We start from the raw sequence: 20,638 nt of genomic DNA on the forward strand, positions 1-20,638 counted from the left end.
AAGCGGAATGTGCCGGGGCCGTGTAGAATAACCGAAGCGCTAAAAAGCGCAATAAATCAAGGTCAGCAAAATAGTAAAAATAACAACTTCAGCGAACACTCAATTTAATTACCCGATGACGCAATAATATTAATTCACCAACTAACAACAACCCCTTATTATTATTCCTAAAAGAGCGGAGCACTCGCATTCCACGCCGCCATATTCTCAGGATTAAAGTAATATATCGCCGTTAGCCCTTGTTATGTCTTACCAGAGAACGATTTAAGTTAATGGATGATTTAAAAAAAGGAATACTGCTGTGGCGCTTTTCGGTAAATTCACAATAAATAATGCTGATTTTTCGCCGTTACTGATGTATGGCGTTGGAACATTTATGGCTTTTTCAGGAGACGCGAAATACAGAAATCAAGGCGGATGTATCGCTCTGCCTGATAAAGGCCCTTTACCGCCAGGCCGTTATCTGATTGTAGACAGACCTACAGGTGGCGCAGGCGCAAGAATGAGAACAAGCGTCATAGACTCATGGAACAGCATATCAGGCGTTCCTTCTGATCATTCTCAATGGTTTGCTCTCTACCGCACTGATAGTCAGCTTGATGACTATACCTGGATAAACTACGTGAAAAGAGGTAATTTTCGTCTTCACCCTGTGGGTGGGCAAGGTTTATCACTGGGATGTATCACGTTGCAGCACTCTTCCGATTTTGCGGTGTTGCGCAATGCATTACTGGCAACAAATAAAGTTGTACTTGGGAAAGGCATCGTGACTTATGGAGAAATTGAAGTGGTGGCGTATGAAAGCGATTGTCCTGTTGGTTAATATTCTCCTTTTCGTTGTGCTTTATTTGATCACTATCCCCCTTGTACATTTCTGGCGCCCGCTTACCCGACGGGAAACTGACTGGCTGGTGGATAGCGCAGAATGTCTTGGTTTCCTGAATGCACAGCAATTATGGTGGCTTCTGATGGCAACGACTGATTTCATCGTCGCGCTGGTGTTGTTTATTGTGGTTAAATTATTATGGAAAAAATGGTTGTCGCGACATGGATGATAACGCTTCTCCCATAGCACTTTCACTACGTTAACTACCGTGCGGTATGGCTTAACCACAGGCAACCTAATGAAAAAGAAGCTCATTGCCCTTATCCCTGTTTTTCTGGCCGCTGTGGCTACAATCATTTACTGGGTCAATAAGCCAATAAAAGTTATTGATGTGCACCAAAATTATTTTACGGCACAAATCCTGGTTAACGATTTACCGCTCTCCTCTTCAGCCAAAATCGACTGGTGGATAAAGAATAGCAAACCTCTTTTAGATAAATATCACCTGAATGATAAAGATATCTATATCTTCGCCTGGGGTAATGGGTATCAGGAAGAAGGCAAAGCAGACAGGTTATGCTTCGCGGATGTCGCTCCGCCTCGTAACTGCATCGATAAAAATATTCTGATGTCTGTCAGTAAAACCCGCAGCGGCAAAACTGAATACCGCATAGATGACGAGATCTGGTTACAAGAACCGGGTCAGCAACCTTTACAGATCAAGTGATTATTATTTTCTAAGTAAGACATTGAACAATATCCAAGCTCAATGTCTTACTTTTACCTATGGAAAAATTATTAACGGTACCGTTCCAGGAGCGTCAGTTGACCATCAGGAGTTTGTCTGTAGAATTTTCCATCCACACCAAAAAATAATTTATTATTATAATCTCCACCAGCCCTCATCACGACATCGTTATAAATACAATTTTTATCGCTTTTTATATCATCAAAGCAATTATAGTCGTCTATAGAACCGTCATTACTGCCTGTCGGTGCAGCAACATAGCCACCAAAATACATGACGTTTACTGCAATGTTTTCAGGATCATCGATTAAATGATATTTCTCTTGCAGGACATCTTTATTTTTGTTCCACCAGGCGATTTTGGCGCGTGTTGTTAAGGGCGGGTGTTGAATATATACGGTATGGTTATCCGCGCGGATAATTGTTGTCGGTGCAAGGGCGTCCCACAATTGCCAGCCCGCCGTCAGCACTACGCCTACTGCCGTGATGTTTATAAGTACACGTCTTACCTGACTGCGCATCTCATACATTCCTTTGTCTACAAATATGGTCAGCCGACGATTATAAACCTGGCCCGATAAAGCCTCAAACCGCACCCACGTTTAAGCAGTCGCCCCTCGCCCATGCCACAATAAGTTAACCGTTTTTTTACTTCGGAGCGCCGATGCACGCCCTTCACTCTTCTTTCCCACCCGTGTTTGACGGCCATAACGATCTGCTGCTGCGCCTGTGGCTGCGCGCGGAGGCCGAGCCTGTCGGGGCGGTGTTCAGCGGCCTGGAAGGCGGCCATCTGGATTATCCGCGCATGCGTCAGGGCGGCTTTGCCGGCGGGTTGTTCGCAGTGTTTGTGCCGCCGCCGGAGTATGTCGCGCAGATGCGCAATCTGCCGCTGGCGGATGCCGAAACGATGCACGATCCGCTCGCCATCACGCAGGCGCAGATTGAGCTGTTTCACGCGATGGCGCAGGCCTCCAGCGGGAAAATGCGCGTCTGCCAGACGGTGGCGGATATCGAGCAGTGCATGGCGGATGACGTGGTGGCGCTGGTGCTGCATCTCGAAGGCGCGCAGGCGATCGACGCCCAACTGGAGCCGCTCGACGCCCTGCTCGCCCAGGGCGTGCGCAGCATCGGGCCGTTCTGGAACACGCCGAACGTTTTTGGCGAAGGGGTCAGCGGGCCGTTTCCTGGCTCGCCCGATACCGGCGCCGGGTTAACGCCTGCCGGTAAAGCGCTCATCCGCGCCTGTCGCGAACGCCATGTGCTGGTGGATGTTTCGCATATGAATCAGAAGGCGTTTTTCGATACCGCGGCCATCGGCGGCGGACCGCTGGTGGCGACCCACTCCAACGCGCACGCGCTCTGCGCGCAGCCGCGCAACCTTACCGATGAGCAACTCGCGGCCATTAACGCAAGCGACGGTCTGGTCGGCGTGAACTTCGGCACCGCCTTTCTGCGCGCCGACGGACAGCGCAACGGTGATACGCCCTTATCCGAAATTGTTACGCACGTTGAGTATCTGATTACTAAACTGGGTGAAGACCGCGTGGCGTTCGGATCGGATTTCGACGGCATCAGCCTGCCGGATGCGATGGGCGATGTCGCCGGTTTACCGCGTCTGATGCAGGCGCTGGCAGCGGCAGGGTTCGACGCGCCGCTGCTGGAAAAGCTCGCCTGGGGAGAATCGCAATAAATGGATAAGCATTTAAGTTGCGATCTCGATCACATTTACGCAACATAAGCGCGCCGGTAATCGGTTTCACCAGGGTGGTAAAAAATCACCCGTTAGATGAGGAGTAAGACTATGACCAAGTGGACTAAACCTGCGTTTGTTGACCTGCGCCTGGGTCTGGAAGTGACCCTGTACATTTCCAACCGTTAATCGCCTGTGCCCGCGGCTTCGCGGGCACCTTTTCTCTTTTCCTTTCCGGTTCTGCACATGCAAATCAAAGTTCTCGGCTCGGCGGCGGGCGGCGGTTTCCCTCAGTGGAATTGCAACTGCGCCAATTGCCAGGGCGTGCGTAACGGCACGATGAAAACGTCCGCGCGTACCCAGTCTTCCATCGCCGTCAGCGATGACGGGAAAAACTGGGTGCTGTGCAACGTCTCGCCCGACATTTGCCACCAGCTTCTCGCCTCACCCGAATTGCATAATCCCGGGGTGCTGCGCGGCACCGGCATCGGCGCGATTATTCTCACCGACAGCCAGATAGATCACAGCGCGGGATTACTCAATTTACGTGAAGGCTGCCCGCACCATGTCTGGTGCACGCCGGAAGTGCATGACGATCTCTGCACCGGCTTTCCGGTCTTCCCGATGCTCTCCCACTGGAACGGCGGGCTGGTTCATCACCCGATTGCGCCGCTGTCGCGCTTTCAGGTGCGGGTCTGCCCTGGCGTGCATTTCACCGCCATTCCGCTGCTGAGCAACGCGCCGCCCTACTCGCCGTACCGCGATCGCCCGCTACCGGGCCATAACGTCGCGCTGTTTATCGAAGAAGAAGGCGGCAAAAGCCTGCTCTACGCGCCGGGCCTCGGCGAGCCGGACGACGCCATTCTGCCGTGGCTTGAGCGCGCCGACGTGCTGCTGATTGACGGCACGCTGTGGCGCGACAACGAGCTTGCCGCCACCGGCGTTGGCCATAACACCGGCAAAGCGATGGGCCATCTGGCGCTGTCGGAAGAACAGGGTCTGGCGGCCTTACTGGCGCGCCTGCCCGCGGAGCGCAAGATTCTCATTCATATTAATAATACCAACCCGATCCTCAACGAGGAGTCCCCGGAGCGCCAGTCCCTGCACCAGCTGGGCATTGAGGTGAGCCACGACGGGATGGTAATCGCGCTATAAGAGGCTTTATGACCGAGCAACGACTGCTGACGCCCGACGAATTCGAAGCGGCGCTGCGCGCGAAAGGCGCGTTCTATCACATTCACCACCCTTATCACATCGCCATGCATAACGGCGAGGCGACCCGCGAGCAGATCCAGGGCTGGGTGGCGAACCGGTTTTATTACCAGACCAGCATTCCCATCAAGGACGCCGCCATTATGGCGAACTGTCCGCACCCGGAAGTGCGCCGCCAGTGGGTGCAGCGCATTCTCGACCACGACGGCTATGACGGCAGCGAAGGCGGTATTGAAGCCTGGCTGCGTCTTGGCGAGGCGGTCGGGCTGTCGCGCGAGTCGCTGCTCTCTGAAGAGCGCGTGCTACCGGGCGTGCGCTTCGCGGTGGACGCCTATGTCAACTTCGCCCGCCGCGCGGGCTGGGAAGAGGCCGCGTGCAGTTCGCTGACCGAGCTGTTCGCCCCGCAGATCCACCAGGCGCGCCTCGACAGCTGGCCGCAGCACTACACCTGGATTGAAGCGGAAGGCTATGACTACTTCCGCAGCCGCTTAAGCCAGGCGCGCCGCGACGTCGAGCACGGGCTTTCGCTCGCACTCGAATACTGCAACACGATGGAGCGCCAGCAGCGAATGCTGGAGATTTTGCAGTTTAAGCTCGACATTCTCTGGAGCATGCTCGACGCCATGACCATGGCCTATACGCTGGACAGAGCGCCTTATCACACCGTCACCCGCGAGGCGGTGTGGCACAAACGGAGACTGGTCTGATGCAGCCTGAACGCCATCATATTCCGCAATTTCGCCGCGGCTACCGCCTGCAGTGGGAAGAGGCGCAGAACACGCATGTGATCCTCTACCCGGAAGGCATGGCGAAGCTGAACGAGAGCGCCGCCGCCATTCTGCAACTGGTGGACGGCCAGCAGACCGCGGGCGCGATAATCGACACGCTGGAAGCGCGCTTCCCGGAAGCGGGCCCGCTGACTGACGACGTGCTGGGCTTTCTGGGCCTCGCGTATCAACAAAAATGGGTGATTTTCCGTGAGTGACGCGAAACCCGTAAACCCGCCACTGTGGCTACTGGCGGAGCTGACCTACCGCTGCCCGCTGCAATGCCCGTATTGCTCAAACCCGCTCGATTTCGCCGCGCAGGAGAATGAGCTGACGACAGAGCAGTGGATTGATGTGTTTCGCCAGGCGCGCGCCATGGGCGCGGTGCAGCTCGGGTTTTCCGGCGGCGAGCCGCTGGTGCGTAAAGATCTGCCGGAGCTTATCGCCGCCGCGCGCGGCATGGGCTTTTACACCAATCTGATCACGTCCGGCATCGGGCTTACTGAGAAAAAGCTCCAGACCTTCGCCGACGCCGGGCTGGATCATATCCAGATAAGCTTCCAGGCGAGCGACGAGACGCTGAACGCGGCGCTGGCGGGCAATGAGAAAGCGTTCCACCAGAAGCTCGCGATGGCGAAAGCCGTAAAAGCGCTCGGCTACCCGATGGTGCTGAACTTCGTGCTGCACCGCCACAACATCGACCAGATCGACCGCATTATCGAGCTCGCCATTCAGCTTGACGCGGACGACGTGGAGCTCGCCACCTGCCAGTTTTACGGCTGGGCGCACCTGAACCGCGAAGGGCTGCTGCCGACCCGCGAGCAGATCGCGCGCGCCGAGGAGGTGGTGAAACACTACCGCGAGAAGATGGCCGACACCGGCAATCTCGCTAACCTGCTGTTTGTGACGCCGGATTATTACGAAGAACGCCCGAAAGGCTGCATGGGCGGCTGGGGCGCGATTTTCCTCTCCGTCACGCCGGAGGGTACCGCGCTGCCGTGTCACAGCGCGCGCCAGTTGCCGGTGAAATTCCCGTCGGTGCTGGAGCAGACGCTGTCGCATATCTGGTATGAATCGTTCGGCTTTAACCGTTACCGCGGCAACGACTGGATGCCAGAGCCGTGCCGCTCCTGCCCGGAAAAAGAGCAGGATTTCGGCGGCTGCCGCTGCCAGGCGTTTATGCTGACCGGCGACGCGGCCAACGCCGACCCGGTATGCAGTAAATCGCCGCACCACGGCACGATCCTCGCCGCGCGCGAGGCGGCCAACCGCACGCAGATGGGCATCGACGACCTGCGGTTTCGCAACCGCGCCAACTCACAGCTGATTTTCAAAACGCCGCAATGATCCGCACGCGCAAGCTGGCTGGCGGCATCACGTTCACGCTTATCCACCAGCCGCAGGCCATACAGGCCGCGGCGCTGTGGCGCGTGAACGCGGGCAGCCTGCACGAACCGGATGACTGGCCGGGGCTGGCGCATCTGCTGGAGCATATGCTGTTTCGCGAAAGCGAGGGCTACCGCGATGACGAGCGCCTGATGCGCTGGGTGCCGGACCAGGGCGGGCGGCTTAACGCCTCCACCCGGCTGTGCCAGACCGCGTTTTTCTTTGAAGTGCCTGCGCAGGCGCTTGCGCCCGGGCTTTCGCGCCTGACCGACATGCTCGCCGCGCCCCGCTTCACGCCAGCGGCGCTGATGCAGGAGGCGCAGGTAATTGACGCCGAATACCGGCTGCTGGCGCAGGACGCCGCCACCCGGCGCGAGGCGGCGCTGCTGGCGTTAATGGCGGGCGATGCGCGTCTCACGCGGTTGCGCATCGGCAATAAGAGAGCCTTCGGCGAAGATCCGGCGCGGCTGCGCGCGGCACTGACAGCCTTTCATCATCAGCACTATCACGCCGGGAACCTGCACCTGTGGCTCTGCGGCCCGCAACCGCTGGAGACGCTGGAGAAACTTGCCTGCGAGGCCGCCGCGCGCATCCAGCCGGGGGTGGCCGCACCGCTCGCCATCAATGCCCGCACGGGTGAATCGGGCGCGCTGGCGCAGCCGGGCTTTGCGCAACTGGAACTGAGCTTTTTGCTGCCTGCTGACGTGCGTCCGGCCCTGCGCCTGCTGGAGCAGTGCCTGCACAGCGAAGCGCCCGGCGGGCTGATGGCCGCGCTGCGCGCGCAGACGCTCACCGATGACGCCACGCTTGAGGCCGATGCGCTGGATGACGACACGCTCTGGCTGCGGTTTTCTTTCGCGCTCGCCAGTGACGCCGTGAACCCGGCGCACGTGGAGGCGCAGTTACGCCAGTGGATAGCGGCGCTTGCCGCGCTGCCGGAGGACGCGCTTTCGCCGCTGCTGCGCCTCGCCGACGAAGACGTTAATGCACTCGCGCCGATGGACCATCTGCGCGCCCGCGCGTTCGGCCTGCCGCCGGTGGAAGGCAATGCGCTGCGCCCGCTGCTGGCGGCACTCCTGGCCCAGCGCCCGACGCGCCTGTGGCTCTCTCCTGAAGTACACGGCGCGACGGTGACGACACAGGGGCTAACGCTCACCACAGGCGATTTCCCGGATACACCGGACGTCGCGCCACCTGTGACACTATTTGCGCCCGCGCCGTACTTTCCGCCGCCGCTTTCCGTGGCGCTGCCGGGCGACAGCGCGCCGCTGGCATGGCGGCCGGAAGCGGAGCGCATCACGCTGACGCTTGAGCCCGCGCCGGGCACGCGGGTCAGCGATCGTCGCGGCATGGAGCTGCTCGCACGCCTGCGTCCGTTGTGCGACCGGGCGCGTCTGAACGGCGGCGCGCTGCGCACAGGTCTTATTGAAGGACGCTGGCGCATCACGCTTTGCGGCGATGAGGCGCTGCTGATGATGCTGACGACCGAGATGATGACGTATCTGTGGGAGCCGGATGACCGCTACGGCGCGGAAGCCGAACGGCTGGCGGCGCGCGCGCAGACGCAGGAAGATCAGGCCATTGCGGTACGCCGGTTGCTGGCGCAGCTTCCCCGCGAGCTGCTGAAGGCGGCAGGCGACACCAGCGCACAGGCGTGGCAGGCCACGCTTGAGGGCGGCGGCCCGCTGCTGCGCGACGCGCTCGCGCGCCGCTTAACCGATTTCCCCTTCCCGATCGTCGCCCCGACGCCGCCGCGCCCGCTGCCCGCGCCGCACCGTTTTACCCTGCCCGCGCCGCACCGTTTTACCCTGCCCGCGAACGGCACCGACAGCGCCCTGCTCCTTTTCATGCCGCTTGCGGCGTCACAGCGCGAGGCCGTCACTGCGCTCCAGGCGCCGTTTTTCCAGCATATGCGGGTGGAGAATAATATCGGTTACGTGGCGCAGTGCCAGTGGCACACCTGCGCAGGCTACGAAGGGCTGCTGGCGCTGTTGCAGTCGCCGCATCTTTCCCCAGATGCGCTGTTAAATGAAACCACCGCGTTTTTTGAACGCCAGGGTGAGGCGTGGCGCGCCCTTACGCAAAAAGCATGGGTCGGAAGTGTGGCGGGGGAAGGCGGGGAGTGATAAATCGCCGCCGTCGCCAGCGATGTCGATGCGGCCTGCGAGCAGGTCTATATCGCGTTTGGCGAAAAACAGGATCACATGGTGATTGATTGCATGGTCAAAGAAGGGAATGCCTGGAAAGTGCAGTCGGTGGCGAATGTGGCGTTTTCGCGTAATCTCCTCCGCCCGTCGCCGTGATAAAACCGCCTCCGCAGAGGCGGTTGCGCAGGCTTATTTCTTAAGATCCACCTGATAAAAAATATGTTTGCCGAACGGATCGACTTCATAACCGGTGACGTTTTTGCGTACCGGTTCGAAGATCGTTGAGTGGGCGATCATCACGGCGGGCATTTGATCGTGCATCATCTGCTGCGCCTCACGGTAGAGCGCTTCACGCTTCGGCCGATCGCTGGTGGCTTTCGCCTCGCTGATGAGCTTATCGAACGGCGCATAGCACCACTTCGCGGAGTTCGAGCCGCCATTGGCGGACTGGCAGGTAAAGAGCGGGCCGAAGAAGTTATCCGGATCGCCGGTCGCGGTCGTCCAGCCCATCAGCGCCGCCTGATGCTCGCCGCCTTTCACGCGTTTTAAATATTCGCCCCACTCATAGGTGACGATGTGCGCCTTCACGCCAATTTTCGCCCAGTCGGCCTGGATCATCTCCGCCATGCGTTTGGCGTTCGGGTTATAGGGCCGCTGCACCGGCATCGCCCAGAGATCGATGCTGAAGCCATCCGGCATCCCCGCCGCTTTCAGCAGCGCTTTGGCCTGCTCCGGCGCGTAGTCGTAATCTTTAAGCCCCTGATCCGCGCTCCAGACGTCCGGCGGCAGGAGGTTTTTCGCGGCCGTGCCGGTCCCCTGGAAAACGGCGTCGATAATCGCGGGCTTGTTGATGGCCATTGCCAGCGCCTGGCGCACTTTGACGTTATCAAGCGGCGGTTTCTGGGTATTGAACGCGAGGAAGCCGGTATTCAGCCCCGATTTGCTCATCAGCGTGAGATCCGGGTTTTGCTTCATGCGCGGCAGATCCGCCGGGTTGGGGAACGGCATCACCTGGCACTCGTTTTTCTCAAGTTTGGCGTAGCGCACCGAGGCGTCCGGGGTGATGCTGAACACCAGCCGGTCGAGCTTCGCTTTGCCCTGCCAGTACTGGTCAAACGCCGTAAACAGGATGCGTGAATCTTTCTGGTACTGCGCGAGCTTAAACGGCCCGGTGCCGATCGGATCCATGTCCACGCGCTCCGGCGTGCCGGCTTTCAGCATCGCGTCGGCATATTCCGCCGACAGGATAGACGCGAAATACCAGCCGAGATCCGCCACGAACGGCGCCTCCGGGTGGGCCAGCGTAAAGCGCACGGTGTGGTCATCCACTTTATCGATAGCCGTGATGAGCTTGCCGAACTCCAGGCTTTCAAAGTTAGAATAGTTGCCGTTCGAGACGTTGTGATACGGGTGTTTCGGATCCTTCTGGCGCATAAACGAAAAGATGACGTCGTCGGCGTTGAAATCGCGCGTCGGTTTGAAATATTTGTTGCTCTGGAATTTCACGCCCTTGCGCAGATGGAAGGTGTACGTTTTACCGTCGTCGCTGACCTCCCAGCGCTCCGCCAGGCTCGGCACGAGTTCGGTGGTGCCGGTTTTAAAATCCACCAAACGGTTGTAGACCGGCACGGCGCTGGCATCGACGCTGGTGCCGGAGGTATACAACTGCGGGTTGAAGTTCTCCGGCGAGCCCTCAGAGCAATACACCAGCGTGCTCGCGCCTGCCGCGGCGCTGGTGGTGAGGGCGGCGAGCGCCAGCGCGTGAATCGTGTGCTTGCTAATCATTGTAATTCCTTTATGTTTTTTATTTCGTGCCAAAGGAGTCTGACTCTTCGTCACTTCATCAATAACATTAAAATCACAACGCAAACACCTGATAACACAAATAAAGAAGGATCCACCATGCCATCACCGCTCGGCAGTCAATTAACCCGCCGCTTTTTTCGCTACCTGGCAATCACCAGCCAGAGTGATGCGTCCGCCACCACGCTGCCCAGCACGCCGGGCCAGCACGAGATGGCCCGCGCCCTCGCCGATGAGCTGCAAACACTGGGTCTCACGCAGATTGTTATTGATGAACACGCGACCGTCACCGCCGTGAAAAAGGGCACGGTGCCGGGCGCGCCGCGCATCGGTTTTATCACGCATATCGACACTGTGGACGTCGGATTGTCACCGGAGATTCATCCACAGATCCTGACGTTTACCGGTGAAGATCTCTGCCTGAACGCCAGAGAAGATATCTGGCTGCGCGTGGCGGAGCACCCGGAGATAACCGCTTACCCGAACGAAGAGATTATTTTCAGCGACGGCACCAGCGTGCTCGGCGCGGATAACAAAGCGGCAGTGACGGTGGTGATGACGCTGCTGGAGAACCTGACGCCCGAGATGCGCCACGGCGATATCGTGGTGGCGTTTGTGCCGGATGAAGAGATTGGCCTGCGCGGCGCGAAGGCGCTGGATCTCGCGCGCTTTGATGTGGATTTCGCTTATACCATCGACTGCTGCGAGCTGGGCGAAGTGGTGTATGAGAACTTTAACGCGGCGCAGGCGGAGATCCGCTTTACCGGCGTGACGGCGCACCCGATGGCCTCGAAAGGCGTGCTGGTGAACCCGCTGCTGATGGCGACCGATTTTATCAGCCACTTCGACCGCCAGGAGACGCCGGAGCACACCGCCGGGCGCGAAGGCTATGTGTGGTTTAACGGAATGCAGGCGAGCCAGAACAGCGCGACGCTGAACGCCAGCATTCGCGATTTCGACCTTAAGGCCTTTGAGCGCCGTAAACAGCAGCTGCATGACGTAGCGGAAAAAATCGCCGCCGCGTACCCGACCGCGAAAGTGGAAATCACCATCAGCGACGTTTACAGCAATATCAGCAACGCGATTGGCGACGACCGCCGCCCGATTGATCTGATTTACCAGGCGCTGGAGGCGCTCGACATTACGCCGAAAACCATTCCGATGCGCGGCGGCACCGACGGCGCGGCGCTCTCCGCGAAAGGCCTGTTAACGCCGAACTTCTTTACCGGCGCGCATAACTTCCATTCGCGCTTTGAGTTTCTGCCGGTGAAATCGTTTGAGGCGTCGTATAACGTGGCGCTGAAGATCTGTTTGCTCGCGGCGGGGTAATCTCGGGACTTAAGATGACGCAGGCCTGACCCGGTTCACGCCGCGGTTGCCTGCTTCATACCCCAAAAACGTGCCGTTTAACGCATCGATATAAAAACGCACCGGCGTCGAAAAGATAAAATCCATCCACGAGCCGGTTTCTGCCATACCGTCGTCGAGCGTCGAAACAATAAAACAGGGCGTTTCATCAAGCCGGCCTTTCGTTACCGTCAGGTTTTTCTCATTCCAGCTTAAGCGATACTGTTTCGCACAGGCTTTTGCGATGCGCAGGGCTTCGTATTTACTGATCACTGTTGCAGGCCATCCAAAACTTATCGGGTTATATACTATGCCAGGCCGCTGCGGTTTGCCGTCACGTTGTTTCAACGTGTTATACAGCGCCTGCATGTTCAATTATTCCTGAATGACAGTTAGCCCTTGCCCCGTTGTAAATGTTGATTCGTACTGACGCGCCTCTTTCGCGTTGATAACGGTCGCAATCAGCACTGTATAAGATTTTCCTGCAACAAAGTGAAACCCTTTAACGGGTAAACACTCCCCGGCGGCAATCCAAACCGGGTGAGCAACGTCATAATGAATAATAGTGCTGGAGGGCTTAGCGCTTTCCATGATTTCCATCCAGTCGAGCCTTTCGCCCTGTTGTGCCGGCAAGCGGATGCAGATATTTCCCCTGACCGCTGTCACGCTGGCCGTATGCCTCGGCGGCAACGTGACACAGCCTGCCAGCATAAAGAACAATACCGATATACACAGGCCTCTTCGGGTCATGAGCGCTTTCTTCCGTAAATGATTTCTTCTGACCTGCGCCACATACAAAGGCCGGAAGACTCCGGCCTTATCAGTTGCAGCCCGTTGATTACTCATAAAGCCAGTGGCCCGCCTTTGCGGATTCAGCAAGCATACGCAGCGTTAATGGCGCTGGCGCAACGCGCTTTACGCGCATTGAGGCAGGAAGCAGAGGCTTCATAATATTTATTAAATCACTATGCCCCAGCCAACTGAAAATATAAAAAGCATTCATAAAATATATGAACGATTCCACTAACAGCATTGATTAATAGCATTAGCATTGAATGCTGAACGGTATAATACCCTTTTAAAGAATGACAGGAATCATATTTCTGTTCACTCCCGCTGCCTACCATCCCGGGAATAACGGATTGTCAGGCAGGCAGGGAGAAAAATATGCCAAAACGTCATTATCCTAATCCGAGGGTATTCAGACTCACAGGTTCGGTTGGCTTCTGCGGAACGAATAATCCGGATGAAGTTAAAACACTGCAAAAACTCATCGCCGATGCGGGTTACAGTCAAACGACGGGGCGATACATTACCGTAAATGGACGCTGTGATTTGCAAACGCAGGAGGCCATTTACTGGTATCAGCGCTTACTGAATATGAAACCATCCGGGCTGATTCATCCGGTTGATTACTGGTTTATGCACGCCCTGCATGAAGCCACAACGCCCCGCTGGCGGCCACGGCATGTCGCAGGGCCCCTTATTGTCCGGCAAGGCCAGACGACGTTTGACAGTGAAGGCGTGGATTACATCACCGCCGTTGCGCCTTTCAGACAACCGAAACATCTGCTGCAATTTTCGAGGATACTCCACCATCCCACCGTTGAGTCTGGTGTAACGCTTGGCCGTGGATTTGATATGAAGAAGCGTAGCGCCGGCGAAATACTCGCTACGCTGCGACACGCAGATATTGAGGAATATAAGGCTGTCATTTGCTCTAAAGCCGCTTATCTGACCGGACGAGAAGCGGAGACGTTTGTTCAATTTTATGGGCCTCTGGTAGGCGAGATTACGCATCAGCAACAAATCCGATTATTTGAAATCGCGTATCAGGAAAATGTCATATATGCTAAGGGGGTTTATGACCGACATGCCCGTCATTTAAATATACCGAATGCGTTACCCTGGGGCCGCATTGATACCGTGATTAGAGATACATTTATCGATACCATTTTTCAGGGTAATAGCACTGCAGAAGAGATGGTGAGTATTATAGCCTCGGGGGGCGGAAGAGATAAAATCATAGATTATCTGCGTAGCAGCCCCAGCGCACGTTTTAGCCCAAGAAGGACAGAGATCAGAATAAGGAATCTGCAAAAATGAAGAGGATCCTGGCAATAATCCCGGCGTTAATGATAGCTACCGCTTCGCTGGCGGCAGATGAAAAAGACATTACTTCTGATAACGCCGTCGACCAGTGCTTAGATAAGTATTACGAATTCAGTAGCGAATGTCTGGAAGATCTCAACGATAAAACCGAAGCCGAACTCAAAAAGGCGTATGAGACGAAGCTTAAAGCGCTGGAGCGTGTTGATTACACCAAATGGTGGATGGGCGATGAAGATCGTAAAAAAAGGATGATCAAGGCCTTTCGCAAAAGCCAGCGTGACTGGCTGACCTATCGGGACAGTTACTGCGAGGTAGCGACTATCGGCGAGCAGGAAACGCATTATATTGGCGCAGCGTGGACAGGCTGTACCATCAATATGAACAAGCGGCGCATCAAAGAAATACAGTTGACTGTGGTTGAGACGACACGGTGAAAGACGATGCCTGAACGCTATCCCAACGGAGCCTGATAGAGATGAAATTAACAACGGTACTTCTCATCGCGGTGCCTTTTATTCCCGCTGCCGCACAGGCCGTTTCTTTCCAGTTTGGTAAAGAACTCGCTCCCTGCTTTTCTCTGCCGGAATATGCAGAAAACGGAAAAAGCCAGTCAGAGTGCAAAGCGCAGGCGAGAGAACGTTCAGATCTGGCGCTCAGTAAAGCCATTGAACGGCTCTATAAAACAATCGATAACAATTATGACGATCCCTTCAAATTAAACGATTTGGGAGGCGTGACAATGAGCGCCGTCTTCCGGGAAAGATTTGCGCGCTCACATGCGCTCTGGCTGCTATCCAGAGAGGCATTCTGTGCGGCGCGCGCTTCCCTTGTCGGGGAATGGGCACCCACGCAGTACGACCTTGAAACTCAGTGTGTTATCGACATGAATCATGCACGGCAGCATGAAATTGAAAGTCTTTACGGGCTAACTCCCTGATAGTTACGCTCTCTACAGACTGCGTGTAACGCCGGGATAAAGGATAAAAGTAAAGGAATTACCGCAATGAGAAAAATCGTCTTTCTCGTTTCCACGCTTTTGATCAGCCATAACTTAATGGCTGCCGATCAGAAAGATATTACCGCGGATAACGCCGTCGACCAGTGCTTAGATAAGTATTACGAATTCAGCAGCGAGTGTCTGGAAGATCTCAACGATAAAACCGAAGCCGAACTCACAAAGGCGTATGAGACGAAGCTTAAAGCGCTGGAGCGTGTTGATTACACCAAATGGTGGATGGGCGATGAAGATCGTAAAAAAAGGATGATTGAGGCCTTTCGCAAAAGCCAGCATGACTGGCTGACCTATCGGGACGGTTACTGCGACGTAGCGACTACCGCAGCGCAGGGTACTCACTTTCTCGGTGCGGCATCAGTAGGTTGTAACATCAATATGAACAGACAGCGTATTAAAGAAATACAGATGCTTCACATAACGAGCCTGGAATAAAAGGTGTTTTAATCCCTTTCTGATTATTGCCTTGTACTGGCGCGCCAGATAAACAAAGGCCGGGAACCCCCGGCCTTTTTGTCAGTTCAGCGACATGATGTGCTGCCCGGCCCAGTCTTTATAGCCCTCCTCCGTGCGCACAAAACAGGGCGCTCTCACAAATTCCACCAGATGATTCACGAGATCAAACAGCAGCCCCGTGAGCGTTTCCGCCATTTCCGGCGGGAGCGCGCGGCTTATTAACGCCATATTCAGCGCTTTACAGTAGCGGCTCAGCATCTGCGCGTCGCTGCCGATGCAGAACGGCACCTCTGAAGGGAGCGTGTCGGCCGTCAGTGAAGCAAACAGATGCGCCGGCACAGGTCTGTCGAGCGCGGCGGCGAGGGATTCCAGCATCAGTGCCAGTCTCCCGGCCAGCGCCAGAAACAGCGTCGCGTCCTTACACTCAATCAGTTCGCTAACTGTTTCTTCACACAGCGTGGCGAGCGTGAAGAAATCCATTTCCGCCGTGATCGGCCCTTCGCACAGCGTATGCAGGCTCAACATTCTGGAATGCGCCGACGGCGGCATCGGAGTGGCGGGAGCGTTCAGATTGAGATTATGGCCCTCATTTTCAGGGTGTGCGGGTGTGTTACTATTGACGTTAGCCATAGCGTTAGCTCCAATAACGTTTGTGGTCAGACGCTCCGGTTGTGTTGCAGCACACCGGAGCGTTGTTTCGATAGGTCAACCCTGTTATGGTGTGTACCTATTGCAATTATACTCCTCCTATAGGTACACACATGTCAACTGTACAACGTGACAAACAACCCAAAGGAAACGGCAAAGCCCCCGCTTTTCAGATTAGGATTACCCCTGAACTTAAAGCGCAGTTTGAGGAAGCTGCAAAGGCGCAGGGAATGAGCCTTGGAAACTGGTTTAAAAACCTGGGGCGGGAAGAATTGAAACGATTAGGCTTAAAACCTAAAAATTAAAATAAAAAAATTTACAGGGAAATCACCACGAATAAATGATTATAACATTCAATCTTTTTATGCAACAGAAAGATATAACACTTCGATTGAAGCTTGTATAAAAATCAAATCACCCCGAATAAGCATGTTTTTTAACGCTTTATGCCATATTAATAGTAATTGTTTAACTTACCGCTATTTCCTTTGTATAAGCCGAATCAGAGATCTCACTATTTATGAACCATGATCAATACAATCTTTTTTTAATTTTTTAAAGATTCACTGACCTTCCCCCAATATTATTTAGTATTTTTTGCTAATCAATCATAATTTATCCTATCCGATCTCATCAAATCAAAAAAGTAATTATTTACAGGAGTCTACTTTTTCGTGAAATTAATATCTTTAAATTTACCTAGTAAATCAGACACAGAATTTATAGCACTTTTACCGTCCTCAACTTTTAGTTTAGAATGATATATTGGTGATTTATATATTGACGATACAGAAGATAGGATTAAAGCGTCCTTATTCTCTTCGCTTATTAGCTGTTCAGCATATGCTTTTAATGTCAATGCCACAGCCGATTTGAAAGCATATTCTTCTTGAAAGTTACGCTCCTTGCTATATTGCGCAATACCAAACAGAAGCAAGCCTATTGCAGGCAATGCTTTAATAGAGTTTATTATTATCAATTTATAATCCATGGCCTGTCCTTCGGATAAATGGAACAGGAAAAATATCCAGAGTACAGTTGAAATTGCAAGCACAGGCACTGCAAACTTCCAAAAATTGACAGAAGGTGCAAGTTCATTTTTTCGTTGTTTGAACGTTTCAAAAAGTGATGCACCAACCTCTCTTCCAATCAAGGCATCGAGATAATCATTTCGTTCTTTAAAGTACGATTCCTTGTCAGCGACAAAAGTTAACTTTTCATCGAATGAGCTATTTAGCACGTTTAGCTTTTTACTAATTTCGCCATATTCATCTTTGTACTGCGAAATATTTAATTTAATGGCATCCAAAGCTTTTTCTGAATCGTCAAAGATCTTATCAATGCTGCTATTTTTATTCTCAGCAAGAGCCAATTGTGAGTTAATCTTTTCAACAACGCCTGTTGCAGAGTTGAACATATTATTAATGGAATCGTTTTGCGATACTAAATTTTGTAGTAGAGCCTCATACGTTTTAATTTGAGACTGGCTTTCCTCAAGAAATGTATTCACACGAACTTCAGCATCCGCAACCTTACCAACAAAACCATCTAATTCTAAAATCCTTAATTCAATCAATGACTTCTTCATTTCGAGAAGCTCATATTCTTCTTGAAGCTTTCTTTCTGTCTTCTTAAAAGCCCTTCTAGTATTTAACTCCCAGAAGCCATTAACCCTCTGATAATTTGCCAGTCTATACACATATGAAAGTGAATTAGTATAATTAGCACTAGATATATATGCATTCATATTGGAGAGATCAGATTGCAGATTGCCTGAACCAATTTCACCACTAAAATTATAAGAAAACGGCAATGTTACATAATTCAAACCATCAAATTCCTGCCTAAAATGATTTCGAACCTTATTGACCAGAGTAACATAATCATTTAAATTAATATCACCAAGGTTAATTTGTGATATATCCTCACTATCTTTAAATGATTCAGCAACCTTGTCATTAAAGTTAATAGCATCGAATGCATCTAAAAGCTCTAATACTTGTTCTTTTTGCTGTCTGTTCATTTATTTCCTTCCAAACATTTTTTAGTAAATTAGATTATTATTTATAAGTGCTTAGACGTTTTGTGACGTGAGCATAAGTTCTTATACCTTACATCCGACACTCAATAAAATCATGTCCAAATTTTCTCTTTATGACAAAAGTCGCACTACACCGCCCCCGTCTGCGGGTTATGGATCACAAAATTTTTTCAGTTTTGAGTTTTTACGGACGGTATCGCCAGCCCGCGCCACTGCCGAGTTAGCGTGCTAAAAACCAGAATGAAAAAATTGAAAGGAATTTTACTGGTTGTCATTTCTTAGGCCTCCTGCCGGCTTTTTAAGCAGGAGCAGGAACAGGAACAGGAACAGACATATAGTTAATCAAAGCAATAAGAAAACTAATGTCCCAAATATGTCTCATGGTTGAAATGAAGAGGAAAGACCAGATGTTAAGTGCTTGATTTAGTGGTGCCGATAATAGGAGTCGAACCTACGACCTTCGCATTACGAATGCGAAGTTTTTATATTTTAACTGCTTGAACAACCATCAGAAATCACAAATTTATCATTTTAAATCATAATATTAAAACAAAAAACCTGTTGATGTAAATTGATGAGTGTTGATGTTTATCCTTTCAATTTACTTACACCAGCCGTTACATTACTGTAAACCGTAATCCCCAACAGGAACCCTAAAAATGGCGCTTTCAAGACAAAAACTAACCTTCGAACGAATTCGAAGATTTACTTTACCTGAAGGGAAAAACCAAGTTTTCCTTTGGGATACGGACGTAACAAGCTTGGCATGTCGAGCAACTCGTGGAGCAAAAGCCTTTGTATTCCAAAGCCTGTATGCGGGAAAAACCCTTCGCATGACCATTGGCAACATTAACGATTGGAAGATTGATGATGCGAGGGCCGAAGCCAGGCGACTGCAAACATTAATCGATACTGGGATAGATCCGCGTATAGCTAAGGCGGAAAAAATTGCTGAAGCGGAATCACAGCAGGCTGAATCTCGTAAAACGAAGGCAACCTTTTCAAGCGCTTGGGAAGATTATCTTGATGAATTGAGAACCGGAATCAGCGCAAAAACTAAACGCCCCTACTCTGCACGCTACATTGCCGATCACGTTAACTTGTCCAGTCGTGGAGGCGAAAGTAAAAAAAGAGGCCGGGGCCCAACCTCACCTGGGCCACTGGCTAGCCTGCTCGACCGACCATTATCAGAACTAACACCAGAGAACATTGCCGAATGGCTAAGTACAGAGAGACAAAATCGGCCTACCGTCACTGCTCATGCCTACCGTCTGTTGCGTGCATTCATCAAATGGGCTAATTACCAGAAAAAATATCAGGGAATAATCCATGGCGATCTTACACAAGATCATAACGTGAGAAAAATGGTTCCAATATCAGCGAGCAAAGCGGGAGATTGCTTACAAAAAGAACAGCTCAAAAGCTGGTTCAGTGCCGTGCGTAGCCTCAATAATCCCATTGCATCAGCCTATCTCCAAGTGCTTTTGCTCACCGGTGCACGGCGTGAAGAAATTTCCTCACTTCGCTGGTCTGACATAGATTTCAAATGGTCAAGCATGAGAATTAAAGACAAGATCGAAGGCGAGCGAATTATCCCCCTCACTCCCTATGTTTCTGACTTGTTACGCTCACTGATGGAGATCCCCAATCGTGGTACAAACGAGGAGAATTGGGTTTTCAGAAGTAACAGCAAAAGTGGCAAAATTATTGAACCGCGTTCAGCACATAATAGAGCATTAACTCGCGCGGAGTTACCACATATCAGCTTGCACGGATTGCGCCGTAGTTTTGGGACCCTCGCTGAATGGGTCGAAGTACCAACAGGTATTGTTGCGCAGATTATGGGCCATAAGCCTAGCGCTCTTGCTGAAAAGCACTATCGCCGCCGTCCATTAGATTTGCTAAGAAAATGGCATGAAAAAGTTGAATTATGGATCTTAGAAGAAGCAAAAATAAAAAACAACGTTGATAAGCGTTGATTTTATCAAATATCAACAACTTACATAAAATCACATGTGTTGACAGAAATTTTTTTTCAGTTATCTTTTATTACTGCTAACTACATTCACTCACTAAGCAGGAGATTAACTACAGTGACTAACCCAATAACTGTATCAAGAGAAGACCGAAGTGCGGAAATCAGAGCGAGATGGGGTTTACATCCGACTAAAAACAAAAGTTCTAATTTTTGGGAAACAACAATTCAGCGTTTTAATAATAGTAGTACTGACCGAATACTACCTCTTTGGCACCGTGTTTCAAAACTTTTAGTTGCTATTAGGAATGTAGTCAATACTATAACATGCCCTTTTCCACCAAAGGGGAATACTTCCCGCTCACGCCGAAGTTCAACAACGTCATCAAAAAACTCATCATCATCTTCATCGGATGGTAGTAGTAGCGACCCCGATCCCGATAGAGACCCCATATTCACCCCTTTTCA

Annotated in this window: 23 protein-coding genes and 2 pseudogenes; 18 read left to right on the forward strand and 7 right to left on the reverse strand. The window is 52.5% G+C overall.

Going from position 1 to position 20,638, the window contains the following annotated elements; all coding sequences use genetic code 11:
- Positions 1 to 301: 301 nt before the first annotated feature.
- The 3 genes from CSK29544_RS23495 to CSK29544_RS20990 all read left to right on the forward strand — a co-directional run bounded on the left by CSK29544_RS23495 (position 302) and on the right by CSK29544_RS20990 (position 1,553).
- Positions 302 to 823 carry a DUF2778 domain-containing protein gene (locus CSK29544_RS23495; protein ID WP_071601459.1) on the forward strand — a complete coding sequence of 174 codons (522 nt, stop codon included), beginning with the start codon at positions 302 to 304 and terminating at the stop codon, positions 821 to 823.
- Complete coding sequence (locus CSK29544_RS20985) at positions 798 to 1,055, forward strand: hypothetical protein (RefSeq protein ID WP_029039052.1); 258 nt, start codon at positions 798 to 800, stop codon at positions 1,053 to 1,055. The genes CSK29544_RS23495 and CSK29544_RS20985 overlap by 26 nt, the downstream gene beginning before the upstream one ends.
- 69 nt (positions 1,056 to 1,124) lie before the next feature.
- Complete coding sequence (locus CSK29544_RS20990) at positions 1,125 to 1,553, forward strand: DUF943 family protein (protein ID WP_007887967.1); 429 nt, start codon at positions 1,125 to 1,127, stop codon at positions 1,551 to 1,553.
- A 71-nt stretch (positions 1,554 to 1,624) separates the two neighbouring features.
- Here the strand turns inward: CSK29544_RS20990 and CSK29544_RS20995 are convergent, their stop codons facing one another.
- Complete coding sequence (locus tag CSK29544_RS20995; RefSeq protein WP_080602510.1) at positions 1,625 to 2,095, reverse strand: DUF943 family protein; 471 nt, start codon at positions 2,093 to 2,095, stop codon at positions 1,625 to 1,627.
- 143 nt (positions 2,096 to 2,238) lie between these two features.
- Between CSK29544_RS20995 and CSK29544_RS21000 the strand changes: the two genes are divergently transcribed.
- The 8 genes and pseudogenes from CSK29544_RS21000 to CSK29544_RS25240 all read left to right on the forward strand — a co-directional run.
- Positions 2,239 to 3,264, forward strand: a complete 1,026-nt coding sequence (locus tag CSK29544_RS21000; RefSeq protein WP_032975192.1) for a dipeptidase — start codon at positions 2,239 to 2,241, stop codon at positions 3,262 to 3,264.
- A 111-nt stretch (positions 3,265 to 3,375) separates the two neighbouring features.
- Positions 3,376 to 3,453 (forward strand): pyrroloquinoline quinone precursor peptide PqqA, encoded by a 78-nt coding sequence (gene pqqA, locus CSK29544_RS23500; protein WP_004387125.1) that lies wholly within the window; start codon positions 3,376 to 3,378, stop codon positions 3,451 to 3,453.
- A gap of 57 nt (positions 3,454 to 3,510) precedes the next feature.
- Positions 3,511 to 4,419, forward strand: a complete 909-nt coding sequence (pqqB, locus tag CSK29544_RS21005) for a pyrroloquinoline quinone biosynthesis protein PqqB (RefSeq protein ID WP_007887958.1) — start codon at positions 3,511 to 3,513, stop codon at positions 4,417 to 4,419.
- Between the two features lie 8 nt (positions 4,420 to 4,427).
- Positions 4,428 to 5,183: a pyrroloquinoline-quinone synthase PqqC gene (gene pqqC, locus CSK29544_RS21010; protein WP_007791176.1), complete on the forward strand. Its 756-nt coding sequence runs from the start codon at positions 4,428 to 4,430 to the stop codon at positions 5,181 to 5,183.
- Positions 5,183 to 5,461, forward strand: a complete 279-nt coding sequence (pqqD, locus tag CSK29544_RS21015; protein WP_007887948.1) for a pyrroloquinoline quinone biosynthesis peptide chaperone PqqD — start codon at positions 5,183 to 5,185, stop codon at positions 5,459 to 5,461. The genes pqqC and pqqD overlap by 1 nt, the downstream gene beginning before the upstream one ends.
- Positions 5,454 to 6,590 carry a pyrroloquinoline quinone biosynthesis protein PqqE gene (gene pqqE, locus CSK29544_RS21020; RefSeq protein ID WP_007887935.1) on the forward strand — a complete coding sequence of 379 codons (1,137 nt, stop codon included), beginning with the start codon at positions 5,454 to 5,456 and terminating at the stop codon, positions 6,588 to 6,590. The genes pqqD and pqqE overlap by 8 nt, the downstream gene beginning before the upstream one ends.
- Positions 6,587 to 8,755 carry a pyrroloquinoline quinone biosynthesis protein PqqF gene (gene pqqF / locus CSK29544_RS21025; protein WP_007887932.1) on the forward strand — a complete coding sequence of 723 codons (2,169 nt, stop codon included), beginning with the start codon at positions 6,587 to 6,589 and terminating at the stop codon, positions 8,753 to 8,755. Before pqqE ends, pqqF begins: the two co-directional genes overlap by 4 nt.
- Positions 8,756 to 8,758: 3 nt before the next feature.
- Positions 8,759 to 8,932: pseudogene (locus tag CSK29544_RS25240) on the forward strand (DUF3828 domain-containing protein); the annotation flags it as partial.
- A gap of 33 nt (positions 8,933 to 8,965) precedes the next feature.
- Here the strand turns inward: CSK29544_RS25240 and CSK29544_RS21030 are convergent.
- A complete protein-coding gene (locus CSK29544_RS21030) occupies positions 8,966 to 10,561 on the reverse strand; it encodes an ABC transporter substrate-binding protein (protein WP_007887924.1) in 1,596 nt (531 codons plus the stop codon).
- 117 nt (positions 10,562 to 10,678) lie between these two features.
- Here CSK29544_RS21030 and pepT point away from each other — a divergent pair, with 117 nt between their 5' ends.
- Complete coding sequence (gene pepT, locus CSK29544_RS21035; protein ID WP_007887923.1) at positions 10,679 to 11,908, forward strand: peptidase T; 1,230 nt, start codon at positions 10,679 to 10,681, stop codon at positions 11,906 to 11,908.
- 9 nt (positions 11,909 to 11,917) lie between these two features.
- On the opposite strand, the gene CSK29544_RS21040 is transcribed toward pepT, so the two are convergent.
- The 3 genes from CSK29544_RS21040 to CSK29544_RS25105 are packed head-to-tail and all read right to left on the reverse strand — an operon-like array spanning position 11,918 to position 12,959.
- Positions 11,918 to 12,295, reverse strand: a complete 378-nt coding sequence (locus tag CSK29544_RS21040) for a hypothetical protein (RefSeq protein WP_007887922.1) — start codon at positions 12,293 to 12,295, stop codon at positions 11,918 to 11,920.
- Between the two features lie 6 nt (positions 12,296 to 12,301).
- Entirely contained in the window at positions 12,302 to 12,772 is a 471-nt protein-coding gene (locus tag CSK29544_RS24995; protein ID WP_234004287.1) for a putative T6SS immunity periplasmic lipoprotein, read from the reverse strand.
- Positions 12,765 to 12,959 (reverse strand): DUF1493 family protein, encoded by a 195-nt coding sequence (locus CSK29544_RS25105; RefSeq protein ID WP_007887920.1) that lies wholly within the window; start codon positions 12,957 to 12,959, stop codon positions 12,765 to 12,767. The genes CSK29544_RS24995 and CSK29544_RS25105 overlap by 8 nt, the downstream gene beginning before the upstream one ends.
- Before the next feature lie 134 nt (positions 12,960 to 13,093).
- Between CSK29544_RS25105 and CSK29544_RS21055 the strand changes: the two genes are divergently transcribed.
- The 4 genes from CSK29544_RS21055 (at position 13,094) to CSK29544_RS21070 (ending at position 15,485) form a co-directional block, all read left to right on the forward strand.
- The gene (locus tag CSK29544_RS21055) at positions 13,094 to 14,032 is read left to right on the forward strand and encodes a DUF8812 domain-containing protein (protein WP_007887919.1); all 939 of its coding nucleotides are present in this window, start codon (positions 13,094 to 13,096) and stop codon (positions 14,030 to 14,032) included.
- Positions 14,029 to 14,472 carry a lysozyme inhibitor LprI family protein gene (locus CSK29544_RS21060; protein WP_007887918.1) on the forward strand — a complete coding sequence of 148 codons (444 nt, stop codon included), beginning with the start codon at positions 14,029 to 14,031 and terminating at the stop codon, positions 14,470 to 14,472. The genes CSK29544_RS21055 and CSK29544_RS21060 overlap by 4 nt, the downstream gene beginning before the upstream one ends.
- 41 nt (positions 14,473 to 14,513) lie before the next feature.
- A complete protein-coding gene (locus CSK29544_RS21065) occupies positions 14,514 to 14,975 on the forward strand; it encodes a lysozyme inhibitor LprI family protein (protein ID WP_029039051.1) in 462 nt (153 codons plus the stop codon).
- A 66-nt stretch (positions 14,976 to 15,041) separates the two neighbouring features.
- On the forward strand, positions 15,042 to 15,485 hold the full coding sequence (locus CSK29544_RS21070) for a lysozyme inhibitor LprI family protein (RefSeq protein ID WP_007887914.1): 444 nt from the start codon (positions 15,042 to 15,044) through the stop codon (positions 15,483 to 15,485).
- 81 nt (positions 15,486 to 15,566) lie between these two features.
- On the opposite strand, the gene CSK29544_RS21075 is transcribed toward CSK29544_RS21070, so the two are convergent.
- Positions 15,567 to 16,136, reverse strand: a complete 570-nt coding sequence (locus tag CSK29544_RS21075; RefSeq protein ID WP_029039050.1) for a hypothetical protein — start codon at positions 16,134 to 16,136, stop codon at positions 15,567 to 15,569.
- A 131-nt stretch (positions 16,137 to 16,267) separates the two neighbouring features.
- On the opposite strand from CSK29544_RS21075, the gene CSK29544_RS23505 reads away from it, so the two are divergent.
- Positions 16,268 to 16,459: a toxin-antitoxin system HicB family antitoxin gene (locus CSK29544_RS23505; RefSeq protein WP_071601460.1), complete on the forward strand. Its 192-nt coding sequence runs from the start codon at positions 16,268 to 16,270 to the stop codon at positions 16,457 to 16,459.
- Positions 16,460 to 16,818: 359 nt separating this feature from the next.
- Here the strand turns inward: CSK29544_RS23505 and CSK29544_RS21080 are convergent, their stop codons facing one another.
- Positions 16,819 to 18,177 (reverse strand): hypothetical protein, encoded by a 1,359-nt coding sequence (locus tag CSK29544_RS21080; protein WP_007887909.1) that lies wholly within the window; start codon positions 18,175 to 18,177, stop codon positions 16,819 to 16,821.
- A 602-nt stretch (positions 18,178 to 18,779) separates the two neighbouring features.
- Between CSK29544_RS21080 and CSK29544_RS21090 the strand changes: the two are divergent.
- A pseudogene (locus tag CSK29544_RS21090) lies at positions 18,780 to 20,174 on the forward strand (tyrosine-type recombinase/integrase).
- Positions 20,175 to 20,638 lie beyond the last annotated feature (464 nt).

Source organism: Cronobacter sakazakii (assembly GCF_000982825.1).
Classification (GTDB): domain Bacteria; phylum Pseudomonadota; class Gammaproteobacteria; order Enterobacterales; family Enterobacteriaceae; genus Cronobacter; species Cronobacter sakazakii.